Raw genomic sequence first — 20,513 nt, forward strand, 5'->3', positions numbered from 1 at the left:
GCAGGCAGTGCGGTGGACAATCAGGAAATTCCCGGTCTGACCATACAGGCCAGGCGGGATCAATCGGTTTGTGACTCAGGTGCGCGCCTCAGTGCAGCAGGATCCTCGCTTTCAGCGGCATCTCCTCGATTTGTTCGAAGCGCCGCAGCCGAGCCAGAATGGCTTCGTCCAGCACATGCTCCTTGTTCAGCAGCAATACCCCGGATCGGGTGCGCAGGTCCTCGGCCAGCTTCATGCCGACCCGCAGTTCCTGCGGCGCCAGCAGGCGGGTCTGCTGTTCGAGCAGCAGCCGTTGTTCTTCGATCATGGTGACGAAGGCCTCCACCACCAACGGGTCGTAACGATGGCCGGCATGTGTGCGCAGCATGGCCAGGGCCTTTTCCGGTGTCGTGTTCTGGCTGGTGATGCCGCCATTGCACAAGCCTTCGAAGTCGCGCACCACCGCCAGGATGCGCGAACCCAGGGGGATCGCGTCGCCCGACAGGCTTTCCGGTACGCCCCGGCCGTCATGGCGTTCGTGCTGGTGACGGATGATCTCGCCGGTCTCGGCCAGGCTGGGGATGGGCGTCAGCAGCATCTGTCCTTTCACCGGGTGCCAGAGGAAGCGCTGCAGCTCCTCGCTGCTCATCTTCTCGATCGGCTTGCGTACCAGATCTTCGGACAGACCCAGCTTGCCGATGCCATGCAACATGCCGGCCATCATGGTGTCCCGCGCGTGATGCGCCGTCATGCCCATGCGCAGCGCGAGCTGTTCGCACCAGCGCGCCACCCGGGCCGATTGACCGCTGGCCAGGCCAGCGCGCAGTTCGCTGATGTCGGAAAAGACATGCAGCATGGACAGGAAAGACTTGTGCTCTTCTTCCTGGGCGCTTTCCAGGAACATCACGGTCTGCCGCAATTCCTCGGTGCGTGCCTGCACCTGCCGCTCCAGCTGGCGGTTGAAGTCGGCCAGTTGCAGATTCTGTTCGTGGACCTTGCGTTCCAGCGCCATCTTCTGCTTGCGCAGTTGCTGCTCTTCCAGCGCGTGCGCCACGATCATCAGCAGTTCGCGATCGTCCCAGGGCTTGGCGAGGTAATGGTGGATGCCACCATCGTTGATGGCTGAAATGGTGCTGCCGATCTCGGAATAGCCGGTCAGCAGGATGCGCATGGTGGCCGGCCACTGGCGCCGCACCTGAGCCAGGAATTGAGCGCCGCTCATGCCCGGCATGCGCATGTCGGAGATGACCAGGTCAACGTCGGCGCTGGCCATCACTTCCAGTGCGGCCTCGGCGCTGGTGGCGGTGAGCAGTTGGTAACCCTGCGGACGGAAGCTGCGCTTCAAGGCCGAGAGGATGCTCTGCTCATCATCCACCAACAGGATGCTGGGTGGCGGCAGCGCAAAGGGATCGGCTTGCTGCACGGTCTGGATTTCCTGGCTGTGGATGGCGCTCATGATGCTTCTCCTCTTTTTGCGGTTGCTCCCGTTGTTTCTGCGATCCCTGCTGCTCCTGCCCTGTCCGTGAGGCCGGCGGGGTCGATCGGCATCTCGATCCGGAAGGTGGTACCTCTGCCCGGCGCGCTGCTCACGTGGATGTCACCGCCATGCTTCTTGATGATGCCGTAGGACAGCGACAAGCCCAGGCCGGTCCCGCTGCCGACCGGTTTGGTGGTGAAGAAGGGTTCGAAGATGCGGTTGATGTGTTCCGGTGCGATCCCGTGACCGGTGTCGCTGATGCTGATGGCGACGCGATCGCCGCAGCGCTCGGTGCGCAGCGTGACCACGCCCTTGTCGCTGATGGCCTGGGCCGCATTGACCAGCAGGTTCATGAAGACCTGGTTCAGCTCCGAGGCCAGGCACCTGACCATGGGCAGTTCACCGTATTGCTTGACGACCGTCACCTTGTACTTCAACTCGTTGTTGGCGATGTTGAGCGTGCTGTCCAGGCCGCGATGCAGGTCCGCCATCTGCCAGTTGCTCTCGCCGGTGCGCGAAAAATCCTTGAGCGATTGCACGATGTTCTTGACCCGCTGCAAGCCTTCATTGGATTCACTGAGCAGTTCGGTGACGTCCTGGCTGAGGTATTGCAGGTCGGCGCGCTGCTCAAATCCCTGCAATTCGGACTGCGCCACGCTGGCCGGCAGGGCGCCGCCGACCACGCACTGGTAGAGCTTGATGCCTTCCAGCAGGGTCGCCACGTAGTTGCCCAGGGTATTGAGATTGGCGGCCACGAAGCCGATCGGGTTGTTGATCTCGTGCGCCACGCCGGCAGCCAGCTGGCCGATGGAGGCCAGTTTTTCGGATTGCATCAGTTGCGCCTGGGCCATGCCCAGCTGGTCGATCAGCTTGCCTTGTTCCTCGGCCTGGCGTTGCAGGGTGTCTTCCATTTCCTTGCGGCCGCTGATGTCGGTCATCAGGCCGATCACTTCCAGCGGCGTGCCGGCCTGGTCGCGGATCAGGCGCAGCGTGTCGTGCATCCAGAGATAGCGGCCATCGCTGGCGCGGAAGCGGTATTCGTAGATCTTCTGGTCTTCCACGAACAGCATGGCCAGGCTGGAAAAGATGGCTGCCGTATCGTCGGGATGGATGTGGTTGAACCAGAAATTGGAATCGTCCAGCATCTCCTGCGGCTCGTAGCCCAGCACGCGGGAGGCGTTTTCGCTGACGAAGGTAAGCCGGAAGTCGCCCGAGGGAACGCTGCTGTAGATGATCGCCGGTGTATTGCCGATGATGTGGCGGTAACGAGCATTGGCCTTGAGCAGGGCGCGCATGTCGGGGGCTTCAGTGAGCATGCCGTCGTCCATGCGCGGACTGCTGTATTCCCTGGGCACCAGGGCATCGCAATGTCCCATGATGGCCTCCCTCATCGTAGCCTCCGCAGCAGGGGGCGGAGGTCTGCCCCGTATTGCTAGGTGGTGCGATGCATCGCCAGAGCCTTCGCTGTCCCGCGTGACGGCAGGCCCGGTTGTGCCCGCGTCATGCCGGAAGCAGCGCCCGGCGCACTTGCCACGGCAGCATCCAGATTGAACACGCTGATCGCCTGGATCATCTGTTGGGTCGATTCTTCCAGGCTGGTGGCGGCCGCCGCGGCTTCCTCCACCAGTGCGGCATTGCGCTGGGTGACTTCGTCCATCATCACCACCGCTTCATTGACTTGCTGGATGCCGGCCTGCTGTTCGCCGGAGGCGGCCGTGATCTCCGCCACTGCCGTGGCGGCCTGCGTCACCGACCGCATGATGCCGTCCATGGTGTCGCGCATCTCGTCGGCCAGCTTCACGCCGGCGCCGACGCGCTGCGACGATTCATCGATGAGGGCCTTGATTTCCTTGGTGGCCTGGGTCGACCGCTGCGCCAGGGTGCGCACCTCGCCGGCCACGACGGCGAAGCCGCGACCCTGTTCGCCGGCACGCGCGGCCTCCACGGCGGCGTTGAGTGCCAGGATATTGGTCTGGAAGGCGATGCCATCGATCAGCCCGGTGATCTGCTTGATCTGGTCGGCGCTCTTGTTGATCGCATCCATGGTTTCGTTGATGTGCCTGATCGAGGCTTCGCCGGTGCGTGTGGTGACCAGCGCTTCTTCCACCAGACGGTTGGCCTGGCGCGCGTTTTCGCTGTTCTGGGTGACGGTGGAGGCCAGTTCCTCCATGCTGGCGGCGGTCTCTTCCAGACTGCTGGCCTGCGATTCGGTGCGCGAGGACAGGTCCATGTTGCCACGCGCGATCTCGCTGGTGGCCTGGGCCATGTGCACGCCACTGCGACGCACGTCGCCGACCGATGCCACCAGGTTCACGCGCATCTGTTCCATGGCCTGCAGCAGGGCCCCCATTTCATCGCGGCGCGCCTGCAGGTCGCTGGCCGAGAGATCGCCCCCGGCGACCCGACGCGATTGCGCGACCGCCTGCCGCAGTGGCGTGAAGATGCGCGAGGCCAGTGTCATGCGCAGCAGCGCCAGGCTGGCCAGGGCGACGCCGGAGGCAGCCAGCGTCGGCAGGCTGCTGGCGTGACCCAGGCATTGCGCATTGAGGAAGGCCAGCGCGCCTACGCCGATGGCGGCCGTACCCAGGCCCAGGTCGAGCCGGGTCTTGAGCGATACCCGCGCCGCGCGTTGCACTGTGCCGCGCAATCCGGTCGGTACTACCTCGCCGCGATACACAGCGATGCGAGCACTTTCTTTCTTCAGTTCCTTGTAGGCCCCCTCGGCGGCATTGACTTCGGCTCGGCTGGGCTTGGTACGCACCGACATGTAGCCGCTGCAGACGCCGCGCTCCCAGATCGGAGTGACGTTGGCCTTGACCCAGTAGAAGTCGCCGTTCTTGCAGCGGTTCTTGACCAGGCCAGTCCAGGGCAGGCCGGCCTTGAGGGTGCTCCACAAGTCGGCGAAGGCCAGCTCCGGCATGTCCGGATGGCGCACGATGTTTTGCGGCGCGCCGATCAACTCTTCCTCGGTAAAGCCGCTGACGGCGAGGAAGGTCGGATTGACATAGGTGATGCGACCCTTGGTATCGGTCTTGGAAACGATCGATGCATGGGAGTCGATGTCGCGCTCCTGTTGGGTGACGGGCAGGTTCAGGCGCATGATCGATTCCAGGGAAGTTGGTTGATGGAATCATTAAAACACAAATTCATTTAAATCGTTTAAAAAACGATTTATTCGAGATATAAATAATGAATTCGTTGTGCGCGTCCAACGTAGTTGTTGGAAGGAAAAGACCTGATGAGCTTTGTCGAGGATTTTTCTAAGTATTTGAAATATATAGATAATATTGAAGGTGGTAGCGTTTTTCCGTGCGCTTTCCAAGCGGCCCGAGAAAAGTGCTGTCGAAATATAAATGATTAATTTGTTTTATTTGTTTATTGGTGCCAGATGATGGAAAGTGTGCCGTCTCCATCCTTCCGCCGTCTCTTGCTGGTGCGATCGATTTCCGACCCCAGATTGGCCGGGCAAGGCAGGGGTGCTTGCCGTCCATTGTCCGACCCCGGACGGAATTGAATTGCAGTGCAGACCAGACGAGTCCGCGCAGGCGTGTTGCTTCAGTGCTCCGCGCCTGCACCTGACGCATGCTGCCGCAAGGCCAGCGCCAACTCCTGGTCCAGGCTGGCCATGTGCCGTACCAGCATGGCCGGGATCATCGCCATCACGATATCGGCCAGCGGCGCATTGCCATCGTCCAGGTAGGGCCGCAAGCGGTGCATCAGCGCCAGCAGCTCGGCATGGTCGCGCCGGTGGGCGCGGATTTCGCGATAGCCGATGGCTTCCATCATGTTTTCTTCCTGACGAAAGCCGGCTTCGATCTCGGCGACCAGCGCCGCATAGGCACTGGCAAAGCGGTCGGCGGGCAAGGTCGCGAGGGCGGCAATGCCCTCCAGCACCTGGCGGTGCTCGGCGTCCATGTCGGTGAGCAAGGCAGGGATGGCCTGGCGATGCAAGCCGGCGTCGATGGTCGGGGTGGGATCGGCGGTATGGGGCATGACCAGCCTCCAGCAGGGTGCGACCGGTCGCGGGTCGGGGCGGAGGCGTCCGGGTTGCCGGCAATGGCGCGGTGCCGTTTGTTGCTGATCCGTGCTCGCTAGCCGGAAGAACGCTCACTTCTGATTCTAGAAGCTTGGTCTCGAATTATTTTGAGATAGCGCAAAGCTGCCGGGATTGCTGGCGCCGCCACGTGCATGGCACAAAGCCGGACGCCACCCGTGAAGGTGGCGTCCGGCTTGCTTCAGTCAGCCACTCCGGAGGGCGGCCGCGCGCTTGTAAAAAACGCCGTCACTGGCTCTGCAGTAGGTGCCGTCAGGGGGGCAGCACCTTGCGCAGCATTGCTGCCAGTTCCGGCGGGGAAAACTTGGCGACATAACCATCCGCGCCCACCGAACGCACATGGTCTTCGTTGGCTGAACCGGTCAGCGAGGAGTGGATCACCACCGGCAATTGCTTGTATCGGTCCGAGGCCTTGATCTTGCGGGTCAGGGTGAAGCCATCCATTTCCGGCATTTCAAGATCGGTCAGCACCATGGCGACCTTGTCGGTCAGCGGCTTGCCTTCCTGTTCAGCTGCTTGCGACAGTTCCTGAAGTTTCTTCCAGGCCTGGAGGCCGTCGGTGGTCATCACGTAAGGCAGGTTCAGGTCCTTCAGGCATTGCTCGATCAGGGCACGTGCCATGCGCGAATCGTCGGCGGCCAGGATCACCGAGCCGGGCTTGAGGCGGAACTCGTTGCCGCCCGGTGACGGGCTTTGCACCTGTTCCTTCACTGGCGACACCATGTTCAGGATATGTTCCACGTCCAGCACCTGGACCAGCCGGCCGCCATCGAGCGCCGAATCGAGGCGGGCGATGCTGGTCACCAGGCTGCCCGGCGAATGCGAATCGGCTGGCAATACCTGGCTCCAGTCCAGGCGCACGATCTCTTCCACCGATTCCACCGCAAAAGCCTGGGTATGGCGGGCGAATTCGGTGATCAGCAGGATGTTCATGCCATGACCAGCCTTGCAGCCGGCCACTGCCGGCAGGTCCACCACCGACATCACCTGGCCGCGGATGTTGACCATCCCCAGCATCGGCGAGCGCATGCCGGCCGCAGCGGTGATGTCCATCATGGGAACGATCTCGCGGATCTTGAAGACGTTGATGCCATACAGCTCACCCGGCTTGTCGGTGGAACCATCAGGGGTTCCCAGACGGAACAGCAGCAGTTCGAACTTGTTGCTGGAGGTCAGGTTGGTGCGTTCGTCGATTTCTTTTTGAAAGGCGTCCATTGTCGTCCTCGGGGATCAGAATTGTTCCCAGTCGCCGTTGTCGGCGGCATGGTCATGGCCGCTCTTGGTAGCGGCAGGACGGGTCGGTGCAGTCGGCTGGGCGATGCTGCGGGCGCGGGCCTGGGCCACCGCCGGGCGCGCCGGGGTGATGTCGCGCACCGCCGGTGCGGCTGTGGCCTGCATCAAGGGTGCCGGCACGTGGCTGCTGTCGAGGCGGAACACGCCAACGGTCTGGCTCAGTCGTGTCGCCTGTTCCTGCAGGGCCTTGGCGGCGGCGGCAGCCTGTTCCACCAGGGCGGCATTCTGCTGGGTGTTTTCGTCCATCTGCACCACGGCATTGTTGATCTGTTCGATGCCCTGCGACTGTTCGGCGCCGGCAGCGGTGATCTCGGCCACGATGTCGGAGACGCGCTTGACGCTGGCGACCACTTCGTTCATGGTCTGGCCGGCTTCATGGACCAGCTTGCTGCCGGTGTCCACCTTGGTCACGGAGTCGTCGATGAGACCCTTGATTTCATGGGCGGCGGCAGCGCTGCGCTGGGCCAGCGAACGCACTTCCGAGGCCACCACTGCGAAGCCGCGTCCCTGTTCACCGGCACGGGCAGCCTCCACGGCGGCGTTCAGGGCCAGGATGTTGGTCTGGAAGGCGATGCCGTCGATCACGCCGATGATGTCGACGATCTTGCGCGAGGATTCGTTGATGGCGCCCATGGTATCGACCACCTTGCCGACCACCTGGCCGCCACTCTGGGCGATCTCGGACGCGGACACGGCAAGCTGGTTGGCCTGGCGGGCATTGTCGGAGTTCTGGCGCACGGTGGAGGTCAGTTCTTCCATGGCCGAGGCGGTTTCTTCGAGCGCGCCGGCCTGTTGTTCGGTGCGGGAGGACAGGTCCATGTTGCCGGTCGCGATCTCGGCCGAGGCGGTGGAGATGGTGTCGGTACCCTGGCGCACTTCACGCACGATGTTCAGGAGGTTGCCGTTCATCTGCCTGAGCGCGTCCAGCAGCTGGCCGGTTTCATCGCGATGGGCGCTGGGGATGTCGGCGGTCAGGTCACCTTCGGCCACCCGGCGGGCAATGGCGACCGCATTGGTCAGCGGACGGGCTACCAGACGGGCGATCCACCACGAGAGAATCATCGACAAGGTGATGCATGCAACGACCAGGACGATGATGGCCAGACGTGCCTGTTCATAGACCTGGGTGGCAGTGGCATCGGAGACGGCAGCCCCCTTGCTGTTGACTTCGGAGAGTTCGCTGATCTGCTCCTGCAGCTTGCGATAGACCGGGGTGGAGGCGCTGTTGAGCAGGGCGTGTCCGGCCTGCTTCTGGTCGTCCTGGAACAGCGCGGAAATACGGTCATGCACCTGCTTGTATTCGGCGATGTTGCGCTGGATTTCCGGATACAGTTCCTTTTCACGGGGCTCGGAGACCAGCTTGCCGTATTCAGCCATTTCCTTGATCAGGATCTCAATCTGCTTGTCGGCGCGCTCGCGGGAGGCCTGTTCTTCCTTCTTGTCGTCGCTCAGCAATTGCTGCATGTCGAAGCTGCGCGAGCGGGCCAGTGCCAGGCTGATCTTGGACAGCGTGCTCATGCTGGGCAGCCAGTTGCGGGCGATGTCGGTGGAGCTCTGGTTGACTTGCCCCAGTTGCACAGTGGCCAGGGTGCCGAGCCCTACGATGAACACCAGCACCACCAGGAAGGCAGCGTTGAGCTTGTGGGCGATTTTCAGATCGTAGAACCATTTCATGATGACAACTCCTGATAGGTGCGCTATTCGGATGTGTGAGTGCGCTCAGGAACCATCATAGGGATTGCAAGCAAATAAATCAAATAAAACAAATTAAGCAGTTGTTTTATTTTCTTAGGGATTTTCCTGATTCAGACATTTTCCGGCGTCGGGTTTTGCTGCAGCCATTTTTCGACGGTATTCATCAAGCCCACCTGGGTGAAGGGCTTGCTGAGGTAATCGTCCATGCCGGCGTCCAGGCAGCGCTGGCGATCACCTTCGATGGCGCTGGCCGTGAGGGCGACGATGGGGGTGCGCGGGCGACCCTGAGCCTGTTCGATGGCGCGGATTTCGGCGGTGGCCTGGTAGCCATCCATGATGGGCATCATGCAGTCCATGAGCACCAGGTCGTAGCTGCCGTGACGCAGGGCGTCAACTGCCATCAGCCCGTTTTCCACTTCCTGCAGGACACAGCCACGACGCGCCAGCAGAATGCGCAGCAGTTGGCGGTTGATGTCGGTATCTTCGGCCACCAGGATGCGGGCGCCGTTCATCACCGTCGAGGGCAGGCTGGCAGGTGCGGCGGGCGCGGCAGGGGCGGGGGAGGGCGCCTCCTGCGCCGGGCTTTGCACACTGGGTGACGCGGCCGGCGCTTGATCCGCTGGCAGGGGAGAGGCCGTCAGTACCGGGCATGGCGACGTTGAGTTGGTGCCGGGCAGCGGCTGCGCGCCTTCGGCGCAGAGGATATCGAAGCTGAAGCGGGTCGACTGTCCCGGTACGCTCTGGCAGGCGATCTTGCCACCCATCAATTCCACCAGATTCTTGCTGATCGCCAGGCCCAGCCCGGTGCCGCCGAAGCGACGCGAGATCGTGTTGTCGGCCTGGGTGAATGGCTGGAACAGTTGCGCCAGGGCTTCCGGTGTGATGCCGATGCCGCTGTCGGCCACGGCGAAGAACAGCCGCCAGCGGTTGAGTCCCGATTCTTCCTTTCGTGCCGACATGCTCAGGCGCACATGTCCGGCCGGGGTGAACTTGATGGCATTGCTCAGCAGGTTGCCCAGCACCTGTTTCAGGCGCGAGGGGTCGCCCACCAGGCACAGGCTTTCATCGCAGTCGATGCGCAGGTCGAACTCCACCTCCCGGTTGTGGATCGAGGGGCGGTACAGCTCGACCACTTCGCGCGCCAGGCGGGCCGGACAGAAGGCGACTTCTTCCAGGTCCAGCTTGCCGGATTCGATCTTGGAAAAGTCCAGGATGTCGTTGATGATGCGCACCAGGCCGCCGCTGGCATTGTGGATGCTGTCGGCATAGTGACGTTGCTTGCTGGAGAGGCCCGATTCCATCAGCAGTTCGGACAGGCCCAGGATGCCGTTCATGGGCGTGCGGATTTCATGGCTGACCATGGCCAGGAAGCGTGACTTGGCCTCGTTGGCCTGATCAGCCTCTTCCTTCAACTGCATGGCCAGCAAGGCGTCCTGCTCGCGCCGCTGGGCCTGGCGCAAGGCCACGGCAAAACCACCGACCAGGCCCACCAGGCTGATGGCCGCCACCAGCATGAGCGGGTACATGGACTCCAGCCATTCACTGAAGTAGACCTTGTCGGTGACGCCGATCTCCAGGAACATCGGCGCGTTGCGCACTGGCCGGTGGATGCCCAGCCAGTGTGCCTGCATGAAATAGTAAGGGGTGCGGCCATCCTGATTGGCGGGGCGCTGCGGATGCAGTTCAGCCAGCGGCGTGATGTCGCGCTCGGCGTCGGTGTCATGGACCAGGGCGGTGCTGATCAGGGCTTTTTCATCCTGGCGCGAGAGCAGGATGGAAAACGGCTTGTCCTTGGTGACGGCACTGAAGAAGTCTTCAAAGAAGGCGCAGGGCAGGGCCACCACCACGATGGCCAGCATGCGGCCCTGGCGATCATTGATGCGCCGGCTCAGGTAGAAGGTCGGCACGCCGGCGGCGCGTGAATTGACGGTTTCTCCGAGAAAATCCTCGGTCGAGGCCGACTGGCTGTGGTGCAGGTAGTAGTCGCGGTCGGTCAGGTCCAGCATCGGTGCCGGATGGGCGCGTGAGAGCGCGATGATGCGCCCTTCGGCGTTGCTGATGCCGACGCCCGAGATGAAGGGCAGGCCGCGAATCTTCTCGCGCAGCGCCTGTGAAAAATCGGCACTGCCCACGTGCTGCCGGAGTTGCTGTTCGTCATCGATGTTGGCGGCTTCGATGTCGTACTGGATGCTGTCGATCACCAGGCGCGCCGAGGACATGGTCTGGGCGGTGCTCTCGGCCAGGACGGTGGAGAGGGTGGACAGATCGTTGCGCCAGTCATTGAGACTGGCCCGATACAGCAACGTACCGGAGACGATGACGGTGGTCATCAGCAGGCCCAGCAGCAGTACGCCGAGCGTGATTGCGGAGCGGCGGATACGAGGCCGGAGCGGCGCGGTGCTGGTGGCAGGCAGGGGCTGGGTCATGTCGTGCAGGCAGGTACGGCGTGGGTGCGGTCGTAGGCGCAGGCCCGATTCAGGTGGACATGGGTGCGTGGGCGTAGCGCCGGATCTCCTCCAGTACCAGCCCGAAGCTGACCTGCAGTTGCACCAGCTCTTCCGGTCGCGGCGTCTGGCCCTGACGCCCGGCCTGCTCGGTCTGCAGCAGCAGGGCGGTCAGCACGCGGGCATTGAACAGGGCGCACATGCCCTTGAGCGTGTGGCTTTCGTGGCGGGTGGCGTCGGCATTGCCGGCCAGGGTCGCCTGTTCCAGTCGCGAAAAGATGTCAGGTGCACTGTCCACGAAGGTACGTGCCAGCGCGGCGACAGTGCCCGCATCGCCGCCTACGGCCTCCAGCAGATCGCTGGGATCGATATGAAGATAGTCGCTCTCTGACTGGCCCGGATGCACGGTTCCCCCCTGTGTTTTCATTTCTTTGCCGCCGTTTTACTTCGGCTCTTGTAGTGGCAATGTGAAGCTGAAAGTCGATCCCTGATGTTGTTTGGACTGTAACACGAGTTTGCCGCCCATGAGCGTCACCAGACGCTGGGCAATGGTCAGTCCGAGACCGGCGCCATCCCTGGAACGGCGCACGCTGTCGTCGGCCTGGGTGAACGTCTCGAAGATGGTCTCCAGTTGCGCGGCGGGAATGCCGATGCCGGTGTCCTTGATATGGATGTCGAGCCGGTCGGCGGCACTGCGCTCGACCTCGACCATGATGCGGCCGGCGTCGGTATAGCGCACGGCGTTGCCGATCAGGTTTTCCAGCACGCGCAGCACCTTGCGCTGGTCGCATACCAGCAGCTGCGGCACGTCGTCGGCGATGCGACATTCCAGCAGCACTCCCTTGTCGCGGGCGGCCGCATAGTGGCGGGCAATGGCCTGCCCGACCAGTTCGCGCAGGTTTTCCGGCGCCATGTGAACGGTGACGCGGCGGTCTTCCAGTTCGGTCACCTCCAGGATGGCATTGACCAGGTCCAGCAGGCGGTTGCCGCTGTCGTGGATGGCCGTGGCGTATTGCGCCAGGGGCGACTCTGCCAGTTCCTCGCGCAAGGCGTCGGAATAGCCGAGCACGCCGTTGAGCGGGGTACGGAACTCATGCGACATGTTGGACAGGAAGCGCGACTTGGCCTGGTTGGCCTGCATGGCGTCCTGGCGGCTGCGTTGCAGCGAGCCGGCCATCCAGATCAGTACCGCATTGAATACCAGCACCGCCAGCGTGATCAGGGTCGCCAGCGTGAGGGTACGGTTGCGTTCGCGGTAGTAGGGGGCCAGGCGTTCTTCGATGTCGATGCCCACCGAGGCGTAGAGCGGGTAGTCACGCAACTTCTGGAAGGCGTAGATGCGTTCGCGCCCGTCGACCCGGCTGGCGGCTTCCACCACGCCGCTGCCCTGGGCCAGCATGGCAGCGTAGACCTTGCCACCGCGCACCTGCTCGCCCATGGCGTCCATGTCGCCGGTGCGGCGCACCCGTGCCACGCCATCGGCACCGACCAGGGTGATCACGCCGTGATGGCCGACATCGATCTGGTGGTACAGGCTGGTGAAGTATTGCGGGTCCATCGAGACCACCACCACGCCGCCGAAGCCGCCGTCGGGGCGGTTGATGCGTCGTGTGAGCTGCAGTGACCATTTCTTGGAGACGCGGCCCAGTACCGGGGTGCTGATGAAGAGCTTGTCTTCACCGCCATGCATGTGAACCTGGATGTGTTCGCGGTCGGACAGGTTCAGGGGCGTGAAGGGCTTGCTGGAGAGCACCACGTCACCGTTGCGGTCGACGATGGTGAAGAGGTTGTAGACGTTGCGTGCCACCAGGCCATTGTCGATCTCGTTGGCCAGGTCCAGGGCCGGGCCGCGTTCACCATAGCGGTAACGCAGGTAGACGGCAGCCTGGTCGGCTGCTTCGATGGTGCGGTAGGCATGTTCCAGGAACAGCCGCGAGAGCGACTGGGCATCGCGACGGGCGTCCTGCAGGTGGTTTTCGCGGCTGGTCTGCAGCTCCTTGAGCGCTCCAAGCCACAGACCACAGATCAGCAGCAGGGAAAACAGCCCCAGCGCCAGGCGCAGATCGATGCGCGCAAACCGGAGGGGCAGGGTCGAGTGTTTCCGGTCATCCATGGCGCTGCTGGCCTTTCCAGTGGTAGCCCCCTAGCGGGACTCGCGCTCCCTGCGTGCACAACAGGCCCGCATGTAGCCGCGTAATTCATCGAAATTGACCGGTTTGGGGAAGAACACCACCCCTGCCGGAATACCGCCACGCTGTGCCATCTCGTCCTGATCCAGGCTGCTGACGATGGCGATGCTCACATCGCGCAGCTGTGGATCGTTGAGGATGGTCTTGACCACTTCGTAGCCGTCCATGCCTTCCATCACGATATCGGCCAGCACCACGTCGGGTTTGCTGCGCGCGATCTCCAGCAACGCCTTGTAACCGTTGTCGCAATAGACCAGATCCAGCGGCAGCCCCCAGGAACCGAGCGCGCTTGCATACAGCTCGCGTTGCAGGCGGTTGTCCTCGATCACCAGCACGGCGGTGCGGCCGTTGCCGGGACGCGGTGCCGGGGCGTTGCGACCGTGCTCGGCGGCATCGCCGGAGGAACCCGGCGTGGCCTTGTAGGCATGCACGGCAGCCAGCGGAATGCGACGGTGACCGCCCTTGGTCTTCCAGGCTTCGATGATGCCGGCCTCGACCAGTTGCTGAACGGAGGACACCGAAATGCCCAGGATATGGGCCGCTTCCTGCGTGGTGCAGACCTCGGAGCTGATTGTCTTTGCGGTTTTCATAAATCCATTATCGGTATTTTACACAAATAAATCAAATTAGTTAGATAAAATTTGAATTCGGTATAATCGGTTTTCGACGAAAAGCAACAGTGATGCCGCGCAGTCAGCTTCGATGACCGCATCAGGCAGGGAATTTCGTGAGTTCGTCAGATTTTGTGTATTTTGCCTGCTTTTGGGCAATCCAGCACAAGTTATCGGCCGGCGGGAGTTTCCCCGAACGACACCGGGCCAGCAGGCTCTAGAGACTATCCAGGCGAGCGCGCAGGCTGGCGGCCTGTTCCTGCAGGCGGGTGAGATCGGCCGGGTCCATCTTCTTGAGTTGCTGGTAGGCCATGCCCATGCGCGGGTTATTGCCGAAGGTGGAACGGTGGCGCAGGAAGAAATCCCAGTACAAGGCATTGAAGGGGCAGGCGTCCTCGCCGGTCTTCTGCTTGGGGTCGTAGGCGCAGCCCTGGCAATAGTCGCTCATGCGCCCGATATAGGCGGCGCTGCTGACATAGGGCTTGGTGGCGATGATGCCGCCGTCGGCCCATTGGCTCATGCCCAGGGTGTTGGGCAGTTCCACCCATTCGAAGGCATCGATGTAGATGCCCAGGTACCAGTGGTGCAGTTCCTTGGGGTTCAGTCCGGCCAGCAGGGCGAAGTTGCCGATCACCATCAGGCGCTGGATGTGATGCGCGTGCGCCGTCTGCAACGACTGGCCGATGGCGTGCTGCAGACAGCGCATGCGGGTCTGGCCGGTCCAGAACCAGGCCGGCAGCGGCAGCCGGTGGGCCAGGGCATTGCGTTCGTCATAGCCGGGCATCTGCGACCAGTAGATGCCCCGCACATATTCGCGCCAGCCGATGATCTGGCGGATGAAGCCCTCCACCGCCGCCAGCGGCGCATCGCCATCGCGATAGGCCTGCTCGGCGCGACGGACCACCTCCAGCGGCTGCAGCATCTTGACGTTGAGCGCGAACGACAGCAGCGAGTGGAACAGGCGCTGGGCCCGGCTGCTCATCGCGTCTTCATAGTCGCCGAAGCAGGGCAGCACGCGGGTGATGAAATGCTCCAGGTGCTGCAGGGCTTCGTCGCGATCCAGTGGCCAGCGCAACTGCTTGGTCTGCGGCTCGCCGAAGCTGGCCACGCCCTGTTGCTGCAGCATCTGCCATAGCGCGTCGTGGTCGTGCGGCGCGCGCCGGTCTTCCGGTTCGGGCGGAGTGCCGGGCCAGCGCTTGCGATTGTCGTGGTCGAAATTCCATTGACCGCCCTCGGGCTGGCCGGACGCATCGAGCAGCAGTTCGAAGCGGCGGCGCATCTGCCGGTAGAAGTGTTCCATCAGCCATTGCTTGCGCCCGGCGAAGAGGCGCGGCAGTTCATGGCGGGCTGTAAGGAAGTGCTCGGTATCGACCACGGTCGCCGGCAGCGCCTGACCCTCTGCCCATTGTTGCAAGGTCTGGTCGACCCGCCATTCATCCGGCGCCTGCCATTGCACCTCCTGGGTCTGGTAATGGGTCACCAGGGCCGACAGGTTGGCCGGCAGCGACTGGCGGTTGCTGGCATCGTCCAGGCTGATGTAGCGCACCCGGTGGCCGTCGGCGCGCAGGCGCGCGGCAAAGGCGCGCATGGCGGCGAAGATGGCCAGGATCTTCTGCGCGTGGTGTAGCACGTAGTCGGTTTCCGAACGGACTTCCATGAGCACGTAGACCACCTCGGGATCGACGGCATCGAACCAGGAATGCAGCGGGTTGAGCTGGTCACCCAGGACCAGGCGCAGAGTGCGGGCCGGATGGGACGAGGACGTGTCTTTCTTCTTCATGCTGATGCGTCAAAAAGGATACCTGCGACCATAGCGGCCCAGTGCCACGAAGGCGCAGAGCTTGAGCAGGCAGGGCAGGGCGGCATAGACCAGGGGCAGGCTGGTGCCGGGGCCCTGGCCAGGGTGGTAATCCAGGGCCGACAGGATGGGGAGCGCGATGCCGGCCAGGGCCAGCGCCAGCTTGCCCAGCATGGTGAGGATGCCAAAGGCCGCGCCCACCGAGCCGCGCCCGGTGACGACCCGCGCCAGCAAGACCGGCGGCAGCAGCAGGTCGGCGCCCAGTGCGGCACCGGTGGCCAGGCACACGGCAAGGAAGGCGAGGCGATCGCCCGGCCCCAACCACGCCGCGCCGATGAAGCCGGCGGTCGACAGCAGCATGGCCAGGCGCCAGCAGGCCACCGCGCCGACCTTGCGCGCCAGCGCACTCCACAGCGGCAGACCCAGCGCGGCCGCGCCGAAATAGGCGGCCAGGAACAGGCCGGCCAAGGCCTTCTCCTGCAATTGATCTTCGATGAAGAACAGCGCCAGCGTGGCCGGAATGGCAGCCGACAGGGCATTGAGCAGATAGGGGGGCAACAGGGCGCGGAAGGCGCGATTGGCCCACAGGCTGGCCAGCGCCTGTCGCCACGGCTGCCCGGCCGCCACGCTGGGCGGTGCCGGCTGGCGCAGCAACAGCACTAGCGCCACGCCCAGCACGGCGGCAAAGAACAGGCAATACATAGTGAGACGGGCCGCTACCTGCGCCGGGTCGGCGGCCAGGATGCCCACCGGCACCACGCTGGCCACGATCACCCCGACCAGCCCGGCCGCCTCGCGCCAGGCCACGGCGCGCAGACCATCGTCAGGCAGGCGCGAGCCCCATGACAGGTAGGCGATGCTCAGCATGCTGTGCGCGCCATAGGCCAGCACCAGCATGCCGACCAGCCAGGGCATGGCGGCCTGGGGCGTGGCGGGAGGATTCCACAGGCAGACGAAAGCCAGTGCCAGCACCAGCGCGGCCAGGGCCATCCAGCGCTTCTGGCGTTGCGCCGAGTGATCCAGCAGATGACCGAAGAGCGGGTCCTGCAGCATGTCCAGCAGGCGTGCGGCGAACAGGACCCATCCCAGCGGAGCCAGCGCCACGCCGACATGGCTGGCGTAATACGCCGGCAGCTGTACGAACAGCGGCAGCGCCGCCATCGCCAGCGGAGCGCCCAGCATGCCGTAGGCCGCGTCGTGCCAGCGCCCGGGCAGGCGGGCGGCGCCTGCACTCAAGGCGTTTCCCCCAGCAGGCGGCGTCGCAGGCTGTCGTCACGGCTGGGCTGGCCGAGCCAGATATTGAAGAAGGCGCGTGCCAGTTCGGGATCGGCGATTTCGGCCAGCAGCTTGTTCCTGTCATAGAGCCGCATGCCGCGCCCGGGCAGATAGACGCCCACCAGTTCATCGCCATCGGCGACATCGACGAAGGCGCCGCTGAGCTCGCTCTTCCAGCGCGCCAGCGTGGAGTCGGGGATCGGCGCCGGACTCATGCGCTGGATTTCGTCGATGGAGGTATTGGCCAGCCGGTCGCGGCTGATGCCGACCTTGTAATCCAGTTGCAGCGCGAAAGGCTGGTTGTCGTCCAGCGGGCGCTGGGCTGCCCACAGGGTGGCGTCATAGATGCGCAGGCCCAGCCAGCGCATGGTGCCGCTGCCCACCGTCTGCGCCTGCGGCAGCACTTCGCGCCAGGGTGGGGTGGCTTGCGGAGCGGCCTGCGCGAAGGCGGTCCCGGCCAGGGAGAGTTGCAGGCCCAGCGCGATGCCTGTCATCAGGCGTCGCCGGTAAGACGAAGACAGGGAGGCAAACAGGGTGAACAGGGCGGTAGCGATGGACATGCGGGTCATTCCTCGGGGCGAAGGTCGGGTGCACCAATGCGCGGCGCGTCACATGGTCGCTAGATTACTACCAAAGAAAAGCGAACGCTACTAATTGGTATTTTTTATTTACCAATCGGTATTATGGTGTTCGAGCGAGACCGTTCAGCGCGTCCATTTGCGTTCGTAGTCCATCTCCTCGAAGTGCTGGACCAGGAAATCGATGAACACCCGGACCTTGGCCGGCAGGTGCTTGCGCCCCTGGTAGGCGATATTGATGGTCAGGCGCGGCAGGTCCCAGTCATCCAGCACCGGCACCAGTCGGCCGGCGACGACGTCGTCGTAGATGATGTAGTTGGGCTGGATCAGGATGCCCAGCCCCTCCAGCGCGGCGGCCCGGATGATCTGGCCGTCGTTGGATTGCATCAGGGCGCTGATCTCCAGCGTGCGTTCACCGGCCTGGCGGTGGTGAAAGCGCAGGCTGTTGGGCTGGTTGGCATGGCTGTAGACCAGCAGGTCGTGCGTGGCCAGGTCCTCCAGCGTGCGCGGTACGCCACTTGCGGCCAGGTAACCCGGAGCGGCGGCCAGGATGCGGCGGGTCGAGGCCAGGCGGCGCACGGCGATGTTGGAATCCGGTTCGAACTCGCGGGTGCGGATGGCCACATCGATGCCGCTGTCGAGCAGGTCGACGTAGCGATTGGCCGCCACCAGGTCCAGCGTGATGTCCGGATAGAGCCGGTGAAAGCGCGGCAGGATGGGGCTGATGTGCTTCATGCAGAACGACAGCGAGGAGGTCACCCGCAGCATGCCGCCGGGCGCCACGCTATTGGCGTTGACCAGTTCCTCGGCCTCCTTCATCTGCACCAGGGCCGCCTTGCATTGGCGGTAGAAGGCTTCGCCGGTCTGGCTCAGCCCCAGGCGGCGCGTGCTGCGCTCCACCAGGCGCGCGCCCAGGCGTTCTTCCAGCGCCGCCAGGCTGCGGCTGGCCGCGGCGTTGGACATGCCCAGCACCTCTGCCGCACGCGACAGGCTGCCCAGCTCGGCTACCTGCACGAAGAGTTCGAATTGGCTCCAGCGGTCCACCCGGGTCTCCCGTCATGGCCGGGTGGAAAACAGTTTTCCACTTCCGGCATATATCCCTCCAAAAAACCGGCCTATATTAACGCCCAGCGGAAAAATCCGGACGATCTAACCAAAAAAGCGAGGAGACCATGCTCAACCTGAACGAAGACACCATCACCCAGGCCGTGCTGGCCCGCCATGCAGGCATGCCCGACGAGCGCCTGCGGCAGATCATGACCAGCCTGGTGCAGCACCTGCACGCCTTCGCCCGCGAGGTCAAGCTGACCGAGGAAGAATGGTTCGAGGGCATCCGTTTTCTCACCGAGACCGGTCAGATGTGTTCCGACAAGCGCCAGGAATTCATCCTCCTCTCCGACACCCTGGGCCTGTCCACGCTGGTGATGGCGCAGCAGAACCACAAGCCCGCCGGTTGCACCGAGGCCACGGTGTTCGGTCCTTTCCACGTCGAGAATTCACCGCGCTACGAACTGGGTGCCGACATCGCCAACGGCGCACGGGGCGAGCCCTGCTTTGTCAGCGGCAGTGTGCGCGGACTGGATGGACAGCCGCTGGCCCATGCCACGCTGGAAGTCTGGCAGGCTGACGAAGACGGTTTCTATGATGTGCAGTATCCCGACCTGGACCAGCTGCAAGCCCGTGGCACCCTGCAGACCGACGCCCAGGGGCGCTTCCATTTCCGCAGCATCCTGGCCAACTCCTATCCGATCCCGCATGATGGCCCGGTAGGGCGGATGCTGGACAAGCTGGGCCGGCATCCGTGGCGTCCGGCCCACCTGCATTTCCGCATCCGGGCCGAGGGCTATGAAACATTGATCACCCACGTGTTCCGCCGTGGCGACCACTACCTGGACTCGGATGCGGTGTTCGGCGTGCGTTCCACGCTGATTGCCGACTGGCCGCGCCATGAAGCCGGCATCGCCCCCGATGGCAGCCATTGCGAGCAGCCCTTCTACACGCTGCACTATGATTTCATCCTCAATCCCCAGCGCAACTGAACCGGGACCGTCATGCAAGCCTTTACCTACACCAGCGCTGCCGCCCGTGTGATCTTCGGCGCCGGCAGCCTGCAACATCTGGTCCGCGAAACCGAGCAGCTGGGCGCCCGCCGCGCGCTGGTGCTGTGCACACCGGGCCAGCGTGCCGAGGCCGAACGTGTGGCCGCGCTGATCGGCGAGCGCTGCGCCGGCATCTTCGATCAGGCCGTCATGCATGTGCCCATCGAGACCGCGCGCCACGCCCGCGAAGTCGCCCGCGAACTGGAGGCCGACTGCGCCATCGCCATCGGCGGCGGTTCCACCATGGGCCTGGGCAAGGCCATCGCGCTGGAGTCCGAGCTGCCCATCCTGGCCATCCCGACTACCTATGCCGGCAGCGAGATGACGCCGATCTATGGCATCACCGAAGCCGGCCTCAAGAAGACCGGGCGCGATGTGCGCGTCTTGCCGCGCACCGTGATCTACGATCCCGAGTTGAGCCTGGGCCTGCCGCTGCCCTTGTCGGTTACCAGCGGCATCAATGCCATGGCGCATGCGGCCGAGGGTTTGTACGCGGCCGATGCCAATCCCATCATGTCGATGCTGGCCGAGGAGGGTATCCGCGCACTGGCCGAAGGGCTGCCGCAGATCGTCCTGCGCGCCGATGACCTGGATGCCCGCAGCCAATGCCTGTACGGCGCCTGGCTGTGCGGGACGGTGCTGGGCAATGTCGGCATGTCGCTGCATCACAAGCTGTGCCACACGCTGGGCGGCAGCTACAACCTGCCGCATGCCGAGACCCATACCGTGATCCTGCCGCATGCGCTGGCCTACAATGCGCCGGCCGCGCCGCAGGCCATGCAGCGCATCGCCCGCGCCCTCGGTAGCGAGGACGCGGCACAGGGCGTGCATGCGCTGGCGCGCGCGCTGCAGGCGCCGTTGTCGCTGCGCGAGCTGGGCATGCCCTATGAAGAGCTTGATCGCTGCACCGATATCGCCTTGCAGAATGCCTATGCCAATCCACGTCCGCTGGAGCGGGCCGCCTTGCGCGCCTTGCTGGAAAATGCCTGGCATGGCCATGCACCGGTTACGGGGAACTGAG

Annotated in this window: 16 protein-coding genes; 2 read left to right on the forward strand and 14 right to left on the reverse strand. The window is 63.8% G+C overall.

Annotation, left to right across the window (positions count from 1 at the left end; genetic code table 11):
• Positions 1–88 precede the first annotated feature (88 nt).
• From HBH1_RS07585 to HBH1_RS07650, 14 genes are all read right to left on the reverse strand, one after another.
• Positions 89–1,435: a response regulator c-di-GMP phosphodiesterase, NosR family gene (locus tag HBH1_RS07585; RefSeq protein WP_102662230.1), complete on the reverse strand. Its 1,347-nt coding sequence runs from the start codon at positions 1,433–1,435 to the stop codon at positions 89–91.
• Complete coding sequence (locus tag HBH1_RS07590; RefSeq protein ID WP_102662345.1) at positions 1,432–2,784, reverse strand: ATP-binding protein; 1,353 nt, start codon at positions 2,782–2,784, stop codon at positions 1,432–1,434. Before HBH1_RS07590 ends, HBH1_RS07585 begins: the two co-directional genes overlap by 4 nt.
• 104 nt (positions 2,785–2,888) lie before the next feature.
• Positions 2,889–4,556 (reverse strand): methyl-accepting chemotaxis protein, encoded by a 1,668-nt coding sequence (locus tag HBH1_RS07595; protein ID WP_102662231.1) that lies wholly within the window; start codon positions 4,554–4,556, stop codon positions 2,889–2,891.
• 455 nt (positions 4,557–5,011) lie between these two features.
• Entirely contained in the window at positions 5,012–5,449 is a 438-nt protein-coding gene (locus tag HBH1_RS07600) for a bacteriohemerythrin (RefSeq protein WP_102662232.1), read from the reverse strand.
• 313 nt (positions 5,450–5,762) lie between these two features.
• Positions 5,763–6,725: a chemotaxis protein gene (locus HBH1_RS07605; RefSeq protein ID WP_102662233.1), complete on the reverse strand. Its 963-nt coding sequence runs from the start codon at positions 6,723–6,725 to the stop codon at positions 5,763–5,765.
• 15 nt (positions 6,726–6,740) lie between these two features.
• Positions 6,741–8,477 carry a methyl-accepting chemotaxis protein gene (locus tag HBH1_RS07610; protein ID WP_102662234.1) on the reverse strand — a complete coding sequence of 579 codons (1,737 nt, stop codon included), beginning with the start codon at positions 8,475–8,477 and terminating at the stop codon, positions 6,741–6,743.
• Between the two features lie 131 nt (positions 8,478–8,608).
• Positions 8,609–10,924 (reverse strand): hybrid sensor histidine kinase/response regulator, encoded by a 2,316-nt coding sequence (locus HBH1_RS07615; protein ID WP_102662235.1) that lies wholly within the window; start codon positions 10,922–10,924, stop codon positions 8,609–8,611.
• 49 nt (positions 10,925–10,973) lie between these two features.
• Positions 10,974–11,369 (reverse strand): Hpt domain-containing protein, encoded by a 396-nt coding sequence (locus HBH1_RS07620; protein ID WP_102662236.1) that lies wholly within the window; start codon positions 11,367–11,369, stop codon positions 10,974–10,976.
• A gap of 15 nt (positions 11,370–11,384) precedes the next feature.
• Positions 11,385–13,055, reverse strand: a complete 1,671-nt coding sequence (locus tag HBH1_RS07625; RefSeq protein WP_199181542.1) for a sensor histidine kinase — start codon at positions 13,053–13,055, stop codon at positions 11,385–11,387.
• A 30-nt stretch (positions 13,056–13,085) separates the two neighbouring features.
• Positions 13,086–13,721, reverse strand: a complete 636-nt coding sequence (locus tag HBH1_RS07630) for a response regulator (RefSeq protein ID WP_102662237.1) — start codon at positions 13,719–13,721, stop codon at positions 13,086–13,088.
• A 238-nt stretch (positions 13,722–13,959) separates the two neighbouring features.
• Positions 13,960–15,522 (reverse strand): cryptochrome/photolyase family protein, encoded by a 1,563-nt coding sequence (locus HBH1_RS07635; RefSeq protein WP_102662238.1) that lies wholly within the window; start codon positions 15,520–15,522, stop codon positions 13,960–13,962.
• 9 nt (positions 15,523–15,531) lie between these two features.
• Positions 15,532–16,722: an MFS transporter gene (locus HBH1_RS07640; protein ID WP_102662347.1), complete on the reverse strand. Its 1,191-nt coding sequence runs from the start codon at positions 16,720–16,722 to the stop codon at positions 15,532–15,534.
• 50 nt (positions 16,723–16,772) lie between these two features.
• A complete protein-coding gene (locus HBH1_RS07645; RefSeq protein WP_102662239.1) occupies positions 16,773–17,375 on the reverse strand; it encodes a chalcone isomerase family protein in 603 nt (200 codons plus the stop codon).
• 144 nt (positions 17,376–17,519) lie between these two features.
• A complete protein-coding gene (locus tag HBH1_RS07650; RefSeq protein WP_102662240.1) occupies positions 17,520–18,437 on the reverse strand; it encodes a LysR family transcriptional regulator in 918 nt (305 codons plus the stop codon).
• A gap of 128 nt (positions 18,438–18,565) precedes the next feature.
• Between HBH1_RS07650 and HBH1_RS07655 the strand changes: the two genes are divergently transcribed.
• Positions 18,566–19,432, forward strand: coding sequence for an intradiol ring-cleavage dioxygenase (locus HBH1_RS07655; RefSeq protein WP_006462093.1), 867 nt, complete (start codon positions 18,566–18,568; stop codon positions 19,430–19,432).
• A gap of 12 nt (positions 19,433–19,444) precedes the next feature.
• On the forward strand, positions 19,445–20,512 hold the full coding sequence (locus tag HBH1_RS07660) for a maleylacetate reductase (RefSeq protein WP_102662241.1): 1,068 nt from the start codon (positions 19,445–19,447) through the stop codon (positions 20,510–20,512).
• Position 20,513: the final 1 nt, after the last annotated feature.

Source organism: Herbaspirillum sp. BH-1, assembly GCF_002870055.1.
Taxonomy (GTDB): domain Bacteria; phylum Pseudomonadota; class Gammaproteobacteria; order Burkholderiales; family Burkholderiaceae_D; genus Herbaspirillum; species Herbaspirillum frisingense.